This window comes from Jeotgalibacillus proteolyticus, from assembly GCF_050107735.1.
Lineage (GTDB): Bacteria > Bacillota > Bacilli > Bacillales > Jeotgalibacillaceae > Jeotgalibacillus > Jeotgalibacillus proteolyticus_A.
The window spans coordinates 517,761-532,253 of record NZ_JBNILO010000001.1 but is presented as its reverse complement, the minus strand read 5'-3'; the positions used below and the strand labels follow the sequence as shown (position 1 = coordinate 532,253).

General features: G+C 45.3%; 12 protein-coding genes and 1 other RNA gene. 2 read left to right on the top strand and 11 right to left on the bottom strand.

All coding sequences use genetic code 11. The features are described 5' to 3' along the window. Positions 1-129: 129 nt before the first annotated feature. The 8 genes from ACQCT8_RS02725 to secG form a co-directional block, all read right to left on the bottom strand. Positions 130-783 (bottom strand): peroxiredoxin-like family protein, encoded by a 654-nt coding sequence (locus ACQCT8_RS02725; protein WP_426868214.1) that lies wholly within the window; start codon positions 781-783, stop codon positions 130-132. A 447-nt stretch (positions 784-1,230) separates the two neighbouring features. Further along, entirely contained in the window at positions 1,231-2,268 is a 1,038-nt protein-coding gene (locus ACQCT8_RS02720) for a CNNM domain-containing protein (protein WP_426868212.1), read from the bottom strand. Further along, positions 2,261-3,664, bottom strand: coding sequence for a hemolysin family protein (locus ACQCT8_RS02715; protein WP_426868210.1), 1,404 nt, complete (start codon positions 3,662-3,664; stop codon positions 2,261-2,263). The genes ACQCT8_RS02720 and ACQCT8_RS02715 overlap by 8 nt, the downstream gene beginning before the upstream one ends. Before the next feature lie 363 nt (positions 3,665-4,027). Next, positions 4,028-4,387, bottom strand: a transfer-messenger RNA (tmRNA) gene (ssrA, locus tag ACQCT8_RS02710). Between the two features lie 138 nt (positions 4,388-4,525). Next, a complete protein-coding gene (gene smpB / locus ACQCT8_RS02705) occupies positions 4,526-4,990 on the bottom strand; it encodes an SsrA-binding protein SmpB (protein WP_426868208.1) in 465 nt (154 codons plus the stop codon). 60 nt (positions 4,991-5,050) lie between these two features. After that, positions 5,051-7,429 carry a ribonuclease R gene (gene rnr / locus ACQCT8_RS02700; protein ID WP_426868206.1) on the bottom strand — a complete coding sequence of 793 codons (2,379 nt, stop codon included), beginning with the start codon at positions 7,427-7,429 and terminating at the stop codon, positions 5,051-5,053. 37 nt (positions 7,430-7,466) lie between these two features. Continuing rightward, complete coding sequence (locus ACQCT8_RS02695) at positions 7,467-8,219, bottom strand: alpha/beta hydrolase (protein ID WP_426868204.1); 753 nt, start codon at positions 8,217-8,219, stop codon at positions 7,467-7,469. Between the two features lie 266 nt (positions 8,220-8,485). Continuing rightward, on the bottom strand, positions 8,486-8,722 hold the full coding sequence (secG, locus tag ACQCT8_RS02690) for a preprotein translocase subunit SecG (RefSeq protein WP_041060890.1): 237 nt from the start codon (positions 8,720-8,722) through the stop codon (positions 8,486-8,488). A gap of 215 nt (positions 8,723-8,937) precedes the next feature. Here secG and ACQCT8_RS02685 point away from each other — a divergent pair, with 215 nt between their 5' ends. Further along, a complete protein-coding gene (locus ACQCT8_RS02685; RefSeq protein ID WP_426868202.1) occupies positions 8,938-9,915 on the top strand; it encodes an ATP-binding cassette domain-containing protein in 978 nt (325 codons plus the stop codon). Beyond that, a complete protein-coding gene (locus ACQCT8_RS02680) occupies positions 9,908-10,699 on the top strand; it encodes an ABC transporter permease (protein ID WP_278240370.1) in 792 nt (263 codons plus the stop codon). Before ACQCT8_RS02685 ends, ACQCT8_RS02680 begins: the two co-directional genes overlap by 8 nt. Positions 10,700-10,851: 152 nt before the next feature. Here the strand turns inward: ACQCT8_RS02680 and eno are convergent, their stop codons facing one another. From eno to tpiA, 3 genes are read right to left on the bottom strand one after another with little or no spacing between them, the layout of a single operon-like run. After that, positions 10,852-12,147 carry a phosphopyruvate hydratase gene (gene eno, locus ACQCT8_RS02675; protein WP_426868200.1) on the bottom strand — a complete coding sequence of 432 codons (1,296 nt, stop codon included), beginning with the start codon at positions 12,145-12,147 and terminating at the stop codon, positions 10,852-10,854. Between the two features lie 22 nt (positions 12,148-12,169). Then, positions 12,170-13,702: a 2,3-bisphosphoglycerate-independent phosphoglycerate mutase gene (gpmI, locus tag ACQCT8_RS02670; protein WP_426868198.1), complete on the bottom strand. Its 1,533-nt coding sequence runs from the start codon at positions 13,700-13,702 to the stop codon at positions 12,170-12,172. Then, a complete protein-coding gene (tpiA, locus tag ACQCT8_RS02665; protein WP_426868196.1) occupies positions 13,695-14,456 on the bottom strand; it encodes a triose-phosphate isomerase in 762 nt (253 codons plus the stop codon). Before tpiA ends, gpmI begins: the two co-directional genes overlap by 8 nt. Between the last annotated feature and the right edge of the window lie 37 nt (positions 14,457-14,493).

Here is a 14,493-nt window from a genome sequence, read left to right as displayed (position 1 = left end):
TTGCCCTGCGGAGTCTCTGCTTGCCGTCACATCCTGCTGGGAGTCGCCACCTTCCGCTCCAATCACCTGATATATATTGGTTCATTTTAACCCTTTTAAAAATAATGTCGCAGCCTCTTGGATTGAAAATTATTTACTTTTTGTTTCTTTTACAACTTGAACTACTTTAGAAGGCTCCACACGTTTTGTGTAATCAGATTCGACCTCTGCAAAGATAATTTCGCCTGATGAATCAATTACAAACGTTGCAGGCTTAGGCAGCTCCCAATCGTTATTTCCATTATGCCCCGGAACATCGAGTCCGGATTCTTTATAAACGGCAATTAAATCCTCCGGCATTTTAAATACAAGATCAAACTGCTCAGCTACACCGTTGGCATCATCACTCAGCACAGTAAATTGCAGATCATTTTTTTCCTTAGTCGATAAAGAAGCATCCGGCTTTTCCGGGCTGATCGCGATTAGTGATGCTCCCGCTTCATGTATCGCAGAAAGCTCTTTTTGATACGCTTTTAATTCAAGGTTGCAGTACGGACACCAGCCGCCTCGATAAAAGGTCAAAATTACAGGACCATGTTTCAACACATCTTCCAGTGAAACAAGTTCGCCAGCCGCATTTGGCAAAGTGAAGGCTGGAGCCTGATCTCCTTTTTGCAGACCTTGTGCAACACCTGATTCTTTTAGGTCATGGGTAGCTTTCGCCATAATTTCCTGTTTTTCTTTCGGCGCCTTTTGCTTAAACTGTTCTTTATAAGCTTGTATGTCTTCTAAAAGTGTTGTCATGTGAATGCCTCCTTTTTACGATGAGACCACTATAACATGAAAGAAAGGACTCATGCTTTTAATCTGCCTGACGAAATGCAGCTCGTTTAAAATCCGGTTGCAAAAAAATAAAGAGCCAGGGACAAAATGTCCCAAGCTCTTTGACCGGTTCCCTTCGCTTCAGGCAGGGACGGCGCTGAGACTTTACAAGGCGTTGCTCTGTAAAGTCTCAGCTTGCCATCATCTCCTGCTGGGAGTCGCCACCTTCCGCTCCGTTCACCTCTTACTATTTATGAATACTTACTCATTATTTAAACATTTTGAGTTTTGTCTCAAGCTCTTTAGAGTATGTCACCAATTTGTACATTTAGTGAATACAATGGGAGTCCAACCATCATAAACCTCTATTTACTATTCTTTATTCCGAACAATGTCTCCACAGCTGCAGATGCCTAAATTTAGACTATCTTAACTTTTTGATGGAGAATTCTCTTGTTCAGTCATACGGGGCAGCACATTGTTAAAAATATCATTCATCGTGATGACACCAAGGAACTCTGAACCGTCCATAACAACGGCAAGCTGCTCACTGGAGCGCCGCATGTTGGTAAGAGCTTCATGCAAGAGTGTACCCGGCTCCAAAACGAATGAAGGGCGTGCCAGTTCCCACACCGGCTTGTCCGCCGGCTCTAGCATCGTATCGCGTACATGCAGGACTCTTGGAGGTGCTTGATCCTCAGCCATAATAAGGATCCTTTTGTGTCCTGTACGCTGTGTGGCTTCCTGGACATCCTGTGCGGTGGCTTCTGAATCTACCGCTGTGGCAGATGCATTATCCGAAAGCAAGTCCCCGACCCGCAAAGTTTCCAAATCCAGAGCACCTGAGATAGGTTTACGGATCGACGCGTCCAGCGCACCGACATTAGCTGAATATTCCACAAGGTGCCGAATGGTCTCGGCATCCTGGCCGCCAACCGCAGCACTATTAACTGGTTCCACACCAGATGCCTTCACAAGGCTGTTGGCTATGTGGTTTACCCATAATAACAATGGGCGAAATGGACGGATAAATATGCGTGCTGGCAGGCCAACCATTATGGCTGAAGCCTCAGGGTGCGCAATCGCCCATGATTTTGGCGCCATCTCTCCAATGACCAGATGCAGGAATGTCACAATCAGCAGGGATAAAAAGAAAGATGTTCCATCTGCCAGCCAGTATGGAAGACCCGCCCCAGCAAATAACGGAGAAAACCAATCATCTACTGCTGGTTTCGTCACCGCACCTAAAGCGAACGTACATACTGTAATTCCTAACTGCGCACCTGCCAGCATGACAGTAAGTTCATTGACAGATTTTAATGCAGCCCGGGCGCCCCGGTTTGTGCGCGCTGCCTCTTCAAGTCGATGACGCCTAGCTCCAAGAAGCGCAAATTCGATGATAACAAAGAAGGCACTTAATGAAATAATTCCTGTAGTTACTAAAATCACGATCAAGGGGTTACTCATTACGCCCCCTCCTTACTTGTTCCGATTCTGAATCAATGTGCGTTTCTGTTTGATCGATTGTAAAGTTGACCAGAGTAGGAACCCTTTTATCCACCTCAATAATCTTTGCTTCTAAGGACCGGCGGATTGGATCATCGTTTACAAGATCAGCCGGGTCCTCCGGAAGCTCTACCGTAATCTTTTCATTAACAGCTGGGAGGTTTCCATAATGAGCAATTAGCATTCCCGCTATTGTTTCATAATCACCACGCGGCAGCTCGTACCCGATTTCGCGTTCGGCCTCATCAATGTGAACATCTCCGCTCATTTGCCACGAGCCTTCACCTTTAGATTTGACTAAAGCAGGCATTTCGCCGCTGTCGTGCTCATCTGAGATTTCTCCAACCACTTCTTCAGCCAAGTCTTCCAACGTCAGGATTCCAGTAAAGCCGCCATACTCATCAATGACACAAGCAAGGTCGTCTTTTGTCTCACTCATGCGTTCCTGCACATCTGGCAGCGCCATTAAAGTGGCCACAACTAACGGCGGTCTCATAATTGTAGTTACAGAGTCAGCTTCAGCGGCAGAGGAGGACAGCACGTCGACCAGATGCACAACACCAATTGGTTCATCTTCTGTATTAACAACCGGATAACGGGTATGTTCCTTCGCCATTAAAGACCGTACCTCTCCTATTGTCATATCCGGATTTACGCTGCGCGCGCGAGAACGCGGTGTCATTGCATGCTCGGCGTTACGCTGCGGATAGTCTAAAATTCGATCCAGTAAAATAGATAAGCCTTTTGGTAAATCACCGCTTTCACGGGAGTCCGCTACGATGGATTCAAGATCCCGTGCATTGGCACTGCTATCTATATCATGCACTGGCTCAATTCGCAGAAGCCTCAAAAATTTATTAGCTGACTGATCGAAAAATTTAATCAGCCATCCGAAAATCTTAAGGTAAATATTTGTTGAGGAAGCGAGCTTTCGCGCTAATGGTTCTGGATTCGCAATCGCAAGGTTTTTAGGATATAATTCACCAAAAATCATCTGTACAATGGTTGAAACACTCAAAGCCAGTACAGTACCGACTGAGATGCTAACAGCAGCAGGCACGCCTGCCCCGTCAAGCAGCACACTTAAACTCTCTCCCACCAAAGGCTCGGCAACGTACCCAATAAGCAGGCCTGTTACAGTTATGCCGAGCTGAGCTCCAGAAAGCATGAATGATGTCTGATTTGTGACCTTTAATGCACGTTTCGCTTGTGAATCCCCTTGATCTGCCAGTGCCCGTAATCGTGAGCGGTCAACCGACATGTATGCAAATTCTTGAGCGACAAAATATCCATTTGCGGCGATAATCGCAAGAATCACGATCACGCCAAGCAGCAATGTAAGCACAGCTGTTAACATAAGCGATTTACCGCCTTACGTATATTGATGGATTGGATACAATAATCAGGCTCCTGAACAGACGAACTGTCACTAGTTGAGTCAGAATCACCTGATTCGGTGTTAGTTGATAATATAAAATTTTTATTCATTATTTTACGTCCTCCATTATGTTCATAATTATTTTTCAGAATACAGAAGGCTTAGTATAAAAGCAATAATTTAGCTTATTATGCACTGAGACCTGCCACATCAATATAAAATGTTGAGTCATACCTTGCTGACCAAATAAAAAACAGGGATATTACAGAAGAGTGTATCTCCTCTAATATCCCTGTTGCACATTGCATTTATCTATGTCAGTAATTCCACCAAGTTATGTATTGGTGGAGACGGTGGGAGTCGAACCCACGTCCAGAAACTTCAACACTTAAGCGTCTACGAGCGTATTCAATCTACTTGCAATTCGCCAGCTCTTATGCCGATTGACAGGCGTCCAAGTGGCTAATCTGATTAGTCTCTTCAGTCGACCTCAGATGGTGGCCGAACAGCGTATCCCACTGATAAGTGAGCCTCATTCAGGTCTACATGGGCGATAGACAGGTGAGGCCTCAAGTGCGTATTAGGCAGCTAGAGCTAAATCTTGTTTGTTGTTAACTATTTGTGTTGACGTTGATGACGAAGACGATCCCTCCGGCTCGCGACTCAAGCTCGAACCATTCCTGTCGAATCCGTAACGTCCCCTTGATCAAGGAAGAAAAAGGATGCTATCCAATTTCCTGTACGGGATTCCCAAATGTATTCGGGAATTTGAGCAGCTCGTCGCTAGAAAGTGACTATAAAACAGTATACCATATCTAAAATTTTTTTCAACCCCCACGCCTATTGCTGGCTGTCTTTAAACGCACGTGCCATTTCACGCTTAGCTTCTTTCTTCTTAAGGGTTTCACGTTTATCGTAATTTTTCTTACCCTTGGCGAGACCAATCAGCACTTTTGCGAAGCCGTCTTTTAAATACATTTTTAGCGGGACAATGGAATAGCCCTGCTGCTTGGTTGCCCCTATTAATTTATTAATCTGCTGTCTGTGAAGAAGCAGTTTACGTTCGCGAAGCGGATCGTGATTAAATTGATTTCCCTGTTCATAAGGAGAAATATGGGCATTGTTTAAAAACACTTCTCCGTTAGAAATACGGGCAAACGAATCTTTTAATTGCACGCGGCCATTTCGTATCGACTTGATTTCTGTTCCTCTCAGGACGATTCCTGCTTCGTACGTTTCTTCGATGAAATAATCATGGTTGGCTTTTTTATTCTGTGCCACCACTTTTCCAGATCCCTTTGGCATAAGTGACTCCTCCTTGTAGCGGGCAAGGCGGCAGCGATTGATCGCTGCCGCTCCCGTACGTTATTTCCGTTTTTTCTTACGGCTTTTTTGATTCTTATTCTTTGCACTGCTTGGAATTCCTTCATAAAACTTTTGCTTTTTCTTTTTCTTCTTTTCAGAGGAAGCAACAGATGGACGCTCGCCGCCTGAACGGGCTTTGCCTTTGCCCTCTTTATTCTTATCACGGGAACGTCCGCCTCGTCCGCCTCCGCTTTGAATGACACGTGCTGTATCTCTGCGATCGCGTCTCGGTGTGCCTTTCATACCGACAATTTCAAAATCAATTGCCCGCTCCTCTTTGTTCACATTGACTACTCTTACAGTGATCTCATCGCCAATTCTGAATACATTGGCAGTTCGTTCACCAATCATGGCCATATGCCGATCGTCAAAGCGGTAGTAGTCATCTGTCATATAACTTACATGCACAAGTCCCTCGATGGTATTAGGGAGTTCGACGAACAGACCGAAGTTTGTGACAGAAGAGATGACGCCATCAAATTCTTCCCCGATTTTATCGAGCATAAATTCAGCTTTCTTCAGTTCATCTGTTTCACGTTCCGCATCTACTGCACGTCGCTCCCGGCCTGACGTATGAGCGGCGATTTCAGGCAGCAGCGCGTTCCATTTCTGCTGGGTGCGCTCGTCTGTCTTTTTGTTAATCAAATACGTTCTGATTAAACGGTGCACGATCAAATCCGGATATCTTCTGATCGGAGAGGTGAAATGTGTATAGAACTCTGTCGCCAGCCCAAAATGCCCTAGGCTGTTTTCATCGTATTTTGCCTGCTGCATGGAACGGAGCATCATCGTGGAAACAACCATTTCCTCCGGACGTCCCGCTACATCATCAATGATCTCCTGTAGGGCACGCGGATGAATTTCATTTCCTGACCCCTTAACAACAAGGCCGAAATTCGTAATAAATTCAAAGAATCGCTGAAGCTTTTCTTCTTTTGGATCCTCGTGAATACGGTAAATAAACGGCAGGTTCATCCAGTGGAAATGTTCAGCTACTGTTTCATTGGCTGCAAGCATAAACTCTTCAATCAGTTTTTCTCCTACTGAACGCTCACGAATTCCGATGTCTGTCGGATGTCCTTCTTCGTTTACAAACACTTTAGCTTCTTTAAAATCAAAGTCAATGGCTCCACGGCCAAATCGCTTGCCGCGCAAAATAGCTGCCAGCTTTTCCATATCCTTAAACATTGGCACAAGCGGTTCGTACCGTTTCATCAGCTCTTCGTCTTCATCGACTAAAATGGAGTTTACATCAGCATATGTCATTCGCTCATTGGTCCGGATTACACTCTGGAAAATATCATGGTTAATGACGCCGCCATTCTGGTCAATTTCCATTTCACATGAAAGAGTTAAGCGGTCCACCTTTGGATTGAGTGAACAGATGCCGTTGGATAGACGGTGGGGAATCATGGGGATAACCCGGTCAACTAAGTACACGCTTGTTCCTCGGTCATAGGCTTCTTCATCCAATGGAGAGCCTTCTGTCGCATAGTGGCTGACATCCGCAATATGCACGCCTAAAAGATAGTTTCCATTCTCCAGCTGTTTCAGTGAAATGGCATCATCCAGATCCTTGGCGTCCGCTCCGTCAATGGTAACCGAAACCTCTTCGCGAAGATCGCGTCTTCCTTCAAGATCAGAAGGATCAATTTCATCCGGAACCTCATTTGCCTGTTTTAAAACCTCAGGCGGGAATTCAACTTCAATACCGTGCTTGTGAATGATCGATAGAATGTCCACACCTGGATCGTTCTTGTGGCCGAGGATTTCCTTTACTTCTCCCTCAGCACTTTTTCGTCCATCGGGATAAGCGGTGATTTCAACAATCACCTTATGGCCTTCAACGGCTCCCTTGCTTGCTTTTTTCGGAATAAAGACATCGCTTGTCATTTTTTTATCGTCCGGAATCACAAATCCGAAGTTTGAGCTTTCTGTATAGGTTCCAACGATTTGAGTCACGCCGCGTTCAATAATGCGAACGACAGTGCCCTCTCTTCTGTCACCGGATGGAGATTCCTTTGACACCCGGACAAGCACCGTATCTCCATGCATGGCATTTGCGGTTTCATTCGGCGGAATAAAGACATCATCAAGACCCGCCTCTTCCGGAATCAAAAAGGCAAATCCTTTGGCATGGCCGGAAAGCTTTCCGCGCACCAGATTCATTTTTTCAGGAAGTCCGTAGCGGTTGCTTCTTGTGCGGACAATATGCCCCTTTTCCTCAAGCACAACAAGTGCCTTTACCAGGTATTTAAAATCCTCAGAATCCTTTATATTAAATTGTTCTTCGAGCTCCTGTACTGTCAGCGGCTTGTACACTTCATCCCGCATAAACTTTAACAGGCTGTCTTTCATATTCATTAACTTATCCTCCATTGACCTAACCCCTCCTCTGCAGCAATCTTACTTCTATTTATTTTTCAACAGACCAGTCAAGCGATTCCAAAAACTCCAGTACATCTTCATGCAGCTGTTCTTTTTCTTTTCCCAGCGTGATGACATGCCCGGATTCTTCATACCACTTCAGCTTTTTCTGGTCTGTTTCTACACCTTCATGAATAATATTGGCAGAATCCGTGTTGATCATGTGATCATGACGACCCTGAACGACGAAAGTTGGTGTGTAAATTAAATCGACCGAATTTCGCACGTCCTTTATGAGCCCTTGCAGATCCTTTATGGTTTCCATTGGTGTTTTCGCAAATTCAGTCATTTCATTTTCAATTTGTTCTTCTTCTTTGCCCTCATACTTCTTAAATTCTCTGGCATACTCCAAAACACCTTTATACATGACTTCTTCACTCTTAATGTACATCGGAGCACACATGGTCACAATACCCTTCACAGGTACAGTGTAACCTACTTTCAGTGAAAATACGCCCCCTAATGATAGTCCGGCAACCGCAATTTCCTCATAGCCCTGGCTCTTTAAATAATCATACCCCTTCATCACATCTTTCCACCAATCTTTAGGTCCGGTTTTCACCAGTTCCTCCGGCGGCACACCATGTCCCTTATAATGTGGCGCATGCGATGTATATCCATTTTTCTCTAAAAAGCGCCCCAGCATACGCACATCCGAGGAATTCCCCGTGAATCCGTGCAATAACAGCACAGCTCGCTTTCCTCCCTCAAACGTAAAAGGTTTTGGCAAATTCAATTTCATCTTCATTCACTCCTGTATAGTCAAGTTCTCTCTTCTATTTTAATCAACATGAAAAATGAATGCGAATCATGTGATTTACGGTTTAATATGATGAATGCTTTATTGCACTGCAGAACAAAAGGGGCCTGGCCCCTTTTGTTCTGCAGTGTCTTAAAGACACTCAAGCCGCTCTTTATACTATCTCCTGTTTCACTAATAATAGTGATCGGTTAAAAATGAAATAAAAAAAGCCTGACCAAAGGATGTTTGATCAGGTCATCTATTCGTTATCGTCCAACGACAAACGCTACAGAAATAGTTAGTACAAAAAATAGTACCGCAAGTACAATCGTTATACGGTTCAATACTAAGTCGATTCCGCGTGCCTTTTGTTTGCCAAAGAGCTGCTCAGCACCGCCTGAGATCGCACCTGATAGACCAGCACTTTTACCGGATTGCAATAATACTACTACAATCAACGAAATACATGTAATGACAAGCAACACCGTTAATAAAGTTTCCATGAGTCCCACCTCCTGCACCGAACATCACAATGAATCAATTTTACCACAGGGTGAAGATGTAGACAATCTTTCTTTTCGAAGCCTGAACAGCTGCATGTAAATTATATAATGGTTTTAAACTATCCAGTGAAACTGCTGAAATTTTTCCGCATGCATTGGGATTTGTAAAATTGTCAGAATCATCATACACTATAGGCAGCAAGAGATTGACACTAATGTCGGAAGAGGTGAGGCAGATGGGCGGCAGTATACTAGTGGAAAATGCAGTGAAAACGTTTAAAGGCAATGTGCATGCGGTAAAAGGCATCTCTCTTGAAGCGAAAGAAGGTGAATTCTTCGCTTTTTTAGGACCAAATGGAGCGGGGAAATCTACAACAGTTCAGCTGTTAACAACACTTTTAAAACCGACATCCGGCAGAATGGAAGTGGCCGGGATTGACGTGAATAAAGAGCCGGAAAAGGTCCGGCTGCAAATTGGAGTGGCCCTGCAGGAAACAGGAATTGACCCGGATTTAAAAGGCATTGAACTGCTTGAATTCCAGGCAAGATTGTTCGGCTTTTCTAAAAAAGCAGCAAGGAGCCGGGCAGAAGAGCTGTTGGAGCTTGTCGGGCTCACAGAAGACGCAGACCGGCTAAGCGGCAAATATTCCGGCGGGATGCGCAGAAGACTCGACCTGGCGATGACACTGGTGCATCAGCCGAAAATCTTATTCCTGGATGAACCGACCACTGGGCTCGACCCTTCTAACCGAAAATCAATCTGGAAAGAAATTAAACGTTTAAATAAAGAAGAAGGAACGACCATATTTCTGACGACCCAATATCTAGAGGAAGCGGATCAGCTGGCAGATCGAATTTCAATTATCAACAAAGGAGAAATTGTCGCTACAGGCACCCCTGAAGAACTTAAACGAACACTCGGCTTTGATGCGATTGTACTGGAATTTGATTCAGAAGAGCAATCCACTCGTGCGCAGGAATTGATAGGAACGATGGACCTTCAGGCCGAACGGCTGAAAAACGAAGTCACCATTTACGCGGAGAATGGAACAGCCATTGTGGCAGACGTTATTCGACGGCTTGATGAGCATCAGCTTCAGCCGGACCGTTTAAATGTTCAGCCGCCTTCTCTTGATGATGTATTTATACAGGTGACAAATGAGCAAAAGAAGGAGGCTTCGTCTAATGGCTGATCAAAAAGGCTCGCTGGTTTCCGATACACTGGTGATGACGAAAAGAAGTCTAGTTACCACTTTGCGCAATCCTCTTATTTTTGTTCCCAATCTCGCTATCAGCATGTTTTTTCTTTTTGTCTATGAGGCGGGGCTCAGCGGCATTGCAGATCTTCCTGCTTTTGAAGGAGCAAACTATCTTGCCTTTATTTTGCCGGTTTCGATTGTATCGGCTGCGATTGGCGGTGCCGGGGGAGCGGGCCAGGCGCTGGTAAAGGACCTGGACAATGGATTTTTCTCGCGACTCTTAATCACCCCTGCCTCCCGTCTTGCAATCGTACTAGGGCCCATTATTGCAGGGATGATGCAGCTGGTTGTTCAAGCTGGACTTATTATTGCAGTCGGGTTCTTCCTGGGACTTGAAGTTGCAGGCGGCGCTCTTGGTGTGCTGGTCGTGCTGCTTCTGACTCTCGGCTGGGGACTCGCTTTTGCAGGATACTCGGTTGGCGTAGCTCTTCGGGCAAAGAACGCTCAGTCTGCTCAAGCCGGAACCTTTATTTTCTTCCCGCTTATTTTTTTGAGTACCACATTTGTTCCCTATGAATTGATTGAAGCACAATGGCTGAAGGTGGCAGCGACGATTAATCCTGTGACGTATCTTTTCGAAGCAATGCGGACAGTCCTGATTGACGGGTTTTCTGAGCCATGGCCGATCATTCTCGGCTTTATTGTAATAGCTGTTCTTTGCGTCATTATGATTACCTTCTCCACACTTTCAGCAAAACGGGCAGTGAGTACGGATTAATTGAGTGCGAGTCTACTTTAAAGTGTAAAAGGGGTCTGGCCCCTGCAGTCCACTGCAGGGGCCAGACCCCTTTTGTCCTTCACCGCTTCACTCTATCACTAAAATCCAAAAAAACACCGCATCCTTCAAGGACGCGGTGCTTCTTTATATGTTTATTTATTCAGGTTATAGAACGTTTTTGCTCCAAGGTACTGAGCCGTTTCAGCCAGCTGGTCTTCGATGCGAAGAAGCTGATTGTATTTAGCTACACGGTCTGTACGTGATGGTGCACCAGTTTTGATTTGACCGGCATTTGTTGCAACAGCGATATCAGCAATTGTTGCATCTTCAGTTTCACCAGAACGGTGAGAGATGACTGCTGTATAGCCAGCACGTTTAGCCATTTCAATCGCGTCAAATGTTTCAGTCAACGTACCAATTTGGTTTACTTTGATCAGGATTGAGTTTCCGATTCCCTGCTCAATTCCTTGAGAAAGCTTCGTTGTGTTTGTTACGAACAGGTCGTCTCCAACTAGCTGTACGCGATCGCCAAGGCGGTCTGTCAGCAACTTGAAGCCTTCCCAGTCGTTTTCGTCAAGACCGTCTTCAATGGATACGATTGGATACTTGTCAGCAAGTTCTGCGTACCAGTCAACCATTTCAGCGGATGATTTCACAACGCCTTCACCAGAAAGGTGGTAGTTTCCATCTTCTTTGTTGTAGATTTCAGAAGCTGCTACGTCCATCGCAAGAAGAACTTCTTCTCCTGGCTTGTAGCCGGCTTTTTCAATCGCTTCAATAATTGTAGAAAGAGCTTCTTCGTTCGATCCAAGGTTCGGAGCAAATCCGCCTTCGTCTCCTACAGCTGTGTTCAGGCCTTTGCCTTGAAGAACTGATTTAAGTGCGTGGAAAATTTCTGCACCCATGCGAAGTCCTTCACGGAATGTTTCAGCGCCTACTGGCATAACCATGAATTCTTGAATGTCCACGTTGTTGTCAGCGTGCTCGCCGCCATTAACGATGTTCATCATTGGTACTGGAAGCTGCTTCGCGTTGAAACCGCCAAGGTACTGATAAAGAGGCATGTCAAGATAGTCAGCAGCAGCATGTGCTACAGCCATTGATACGCCAAGAATAGCGTTAGCGCCAAGTTTGCCTTTATTTTCTGTACCGTCAAGCTCAATCATCGCTCTGTCAATTGACACCTGGTCAAGAACAAGATAGCTGTCGATTAGTTCTGGTGCAATGATGTTGTTCACGTTGTCTACTGCTTGAAGAACACCTTTGCCAAGGTAACGGCTTTTGTCTCCGTCGCGAAGCTCAACTGCTTCGTGCTCGCCAGTTGATGCACCGGATGGAACAAGTGCACGGCCAAATGCGCCGCTTTCAGTGTAAACTTCTACTTCAATTGTTGGGTTGCCGCGTGAATCCAGAATCTCACGTGCATATACATCTGTAATTAATGGCATGAAAAACGCTCCTTTTAATAAATTATTTTTTAATCAGGGATGTTCCTGTCATTTCTTCAGGCAGTTCTACTTTTAATAGATCAAGCAAAGTTGGCGCTAAATCGCCCAGAATACCGCCGTCTCGAAGCTCGGCACCTTCTTTTGTGACGATCACAGGCACGGGATTTGTCGTGTGAGCCGTCATTGGGTTGCCTTCAAGCGTCCGTACTTCATCTGAGTTGCCGTGGTCAGCAGTGATAATTGCGTGACCGCCTTTTTCATGAATGAGATCGACAATTTTGCCGAGACATTCATCGACTGCTTCAATTGCTTGAATCGTTGGTTCAAGCTTGCCGCTGTGTCCTACCATATCCGGATTGGCAAAATTCAAGAGAATCGCATCAAAGCGGTCTTCTTTAATTTCTCCAAGCAACGCGTCCGTCACTTCGTATGCACTCATCTCGGGTTTTAAATCGTAGGTTGCCACTTTCGGCGAGTCAATCAAAATTCGTTCTTCCCCCGGGAATTTCTCCTCACGTCCGCCGCTCATAAAGAACGTAACATGTGGATATTTTTCGGTTTCTGCAATGCGCAGCTGAGTCAGCCCATTTGCAGAAAGCACCTCACCAAGGGTGTTCTTTAAGTCTTCGCTTTTAAAGGCAACATCTGCCTGTACTCTTTCACTGTAATGCGTAAACGTGACAAATTGCAAATCGATTGGTTTGTATTGGCCAAGATCAAAACTGTCAAAAGCGGGATCCGATAAGGCAGCTGACAGCTGGATCGCACGGTCTGGACGGAAATTAAAGAAAATAACAGAGTCATTGTCTCGTATTCGTCCGACTGGCTCTCCTTCTTTTTCAATTATGAATGGCTCTACAAATTCATCGTGCACTTCTTTTTCATAGGAAGCTTCTACACCTTCGCGGGCAGAGGCGTGGGCCGGACCAACACCATCTACCATCACACGGTATGCTTTTTCAACACGTTCCCAGCGGTTGTCCCGGTCCATAGCAAAGTAGCGCCCTGAGATTGACGCAAACTCCCCAATTCCGAGATCATCCATCTGTGCTTCTGTATTCTCGATATACGTTAAGGCGGTTGTTGGGCCGACATCACGTCCATCTAAAAAGCCGTGTACATACACTTTGGTTAAACCATGTTTTTTTGCCAGCTTTAACAGGGCAAAAAGATGGTTGTAATGACTGTGAACACCGCCATCTGACAGCAGACCCATCAGATGAAGCGCTTTGTTATGACGCTTTGCATTTTCAACCGCAAGAAGAAATTCCGGGATATTGTAAAAATCTTCATCACGAATGGAAATATTGATTCTGGTTAAATTTTGATAAACGGTACGTCCTGCCCCAATGTTCAAGTGACCAACTTCAGAGTTGCCCATTTGTCCATCCGGAAGGCCGACTGCTTCACCACTGGCAGTCAGCATATTGTGGGGGTATTCAGCCCAATATCGATCAAAATTCGGTTTATTTGCCTGAGCCACTGCATTTCCATCTTTTTCATCCCGAAGAGCGAATCCGTCGAGGATGATTAAGGCAACTGGTGCTTTAGACATTCGCACCAGCCTCCAGCAATTGAAGGAATGACTCTGCTTCTAAGCTTGCACCACCAACAAGGGCGCCGTCAATATCACTTTGGTCCATATATTCTTTAATGTTGCCTGGTTTCACGCTGCCGCCGTATTGAACGCGCAGTGCATCTGCTGCTTCCTGAGAGAACTGTTCTGCCACAACAGAACGTACATGTGCACATACTTCATTTGCATCCTGTGCAGTAGAAGATTTGCCTGTACCGATCGCCCAGATTGGCTCGTACGCGATGACCGTTTGTTTAACCTTATCTTCGGTTAAACCGCTGAGGGCTGCTCTTACTTGTCCGCCAACGAACGTTTTGGTTTCATCGTTTTCACGCTGCTCAAGCGTTTCGCCTACACACACAATCGGAACAAGTCCGTGAGAAAACGCCGCATGTGTTTTTTTGTTGACTGACTCGTCTGTTTCATTGAAAAGCTCACGACGCTCAGAGTGGCCGAGAATCACGTACTCAACGCCAAGATCTTTAAGAGCTGCAGGGCTTGTTTCGCCCGTAAATGCTCCGCTTTCTTCGAAGTACATGTTTTGAGCTCCGACTGCCACAGGAGCATCTGCAGTTAAATTCACCAGACTCTCAAGAAATAAAGAAGGTGAACAAATTACTGATTCCACTTTATCTTTAGAAGGGACTTTTGATGCGACCTCTTCTGTAAAGGCTCTGGCTTCTGAAGCCGTTTTGTTCATCTTCCAGTTTCCTGCAATAATGGGTGTACGCATAATTAACGTCCTTTCTCACTTGAATTTTAAATGTTTG

What these genes read in the sequence shown, in the direction of transcription:
- ACQCT8_RS02725 (WP_426868214.1), bottom strand. Translation starts at nt 783, where the DNA reads ATGACAACACTTTTAGAAGACATACAAGCTTATAAAGAACAGTTTAAG.
- ACQCT8_RS02720 (WP_426868212.1), bottom strand. Translation starts at nt 2,268, where the DNA reads ATGAGTAACCCCTTGATCGTGATTTTAGTAACTACAGGAATTATTTCA.
- ACQCT8_RS02715 (WP_426868210.1), bottom strand. Translation starts at nt 3,664, where the DNA reads ATGTTAACAGCTGTGCTTACATTGCTGCTTGGCGTGATCGTGATTCTT.
- smpB (WP_426868208.1), bottom strand. Translation starts at nt 4,990, where the DNA reads ATGCCAAAGGGATCTGGAAAAGTGGTGGCACAGAATAAAAAAGCCAAC.
- rnr (WP_426868206.1), bottom strand. Translation starts at nt 7,429, where the DNA reads ATGGAGGATAAGTTAATGAATATGAAAGACAGCCTGTTAAAGTTTATG.
- ACQCT8_RS02695 (WP_426868204.1), bottom strand. Translation starts at nt 8,219, where the DNA reads ATGAAATTGAATTTGCCAAAACCTTTTACGTTTGAGGGAGGAAAGCGA.
- secG (WP_041060890.1), bottom strand. Translation starts at nt 8,722, where the DNA reads ATGGAAACTTTATTAACGGTGTTGCTTGTCATTACATGTATTTCGTTG.
- ACQCT8_RS02685 (WP_426868202.1), top strand. Translation starts at nt 8,938, where the DNA reads ATGTCGGAAGAGGTGAGGCAGATGGGCGGCAGTATACTAGTGGAAAAT.
- ACQCT8_RS02680 (WP_278240370.1), top strand. Translation starts at nt 9,908, where the DNA reads ATGGCTGATCAAAAAGGCTCGCTGGTTTCCGATACACTGGTGATGACG.
- eno (WP_426868200.1), bottom strand. Translation starts at nt 12,147, where the DNA reads ATGCCATTAATTACAGATGTATATGCACGTGAGATTCTGGATTCACGC.
- gpmI (WP_426868198.1), bottom strand. Translation starts at nt 13,702, where the DNA reads ATGTCTAAAGCACCAGTTGCCTTAATCATCCTCGACGGATTCGCTCTT.
- tpiA (WP_426868196.1), bottom strand. Translation starts at nt 14,456, where the DNA reads ATGCGTACACCCATTATTGCAGGAAACTGGAAGATGAACAAAACGGCT.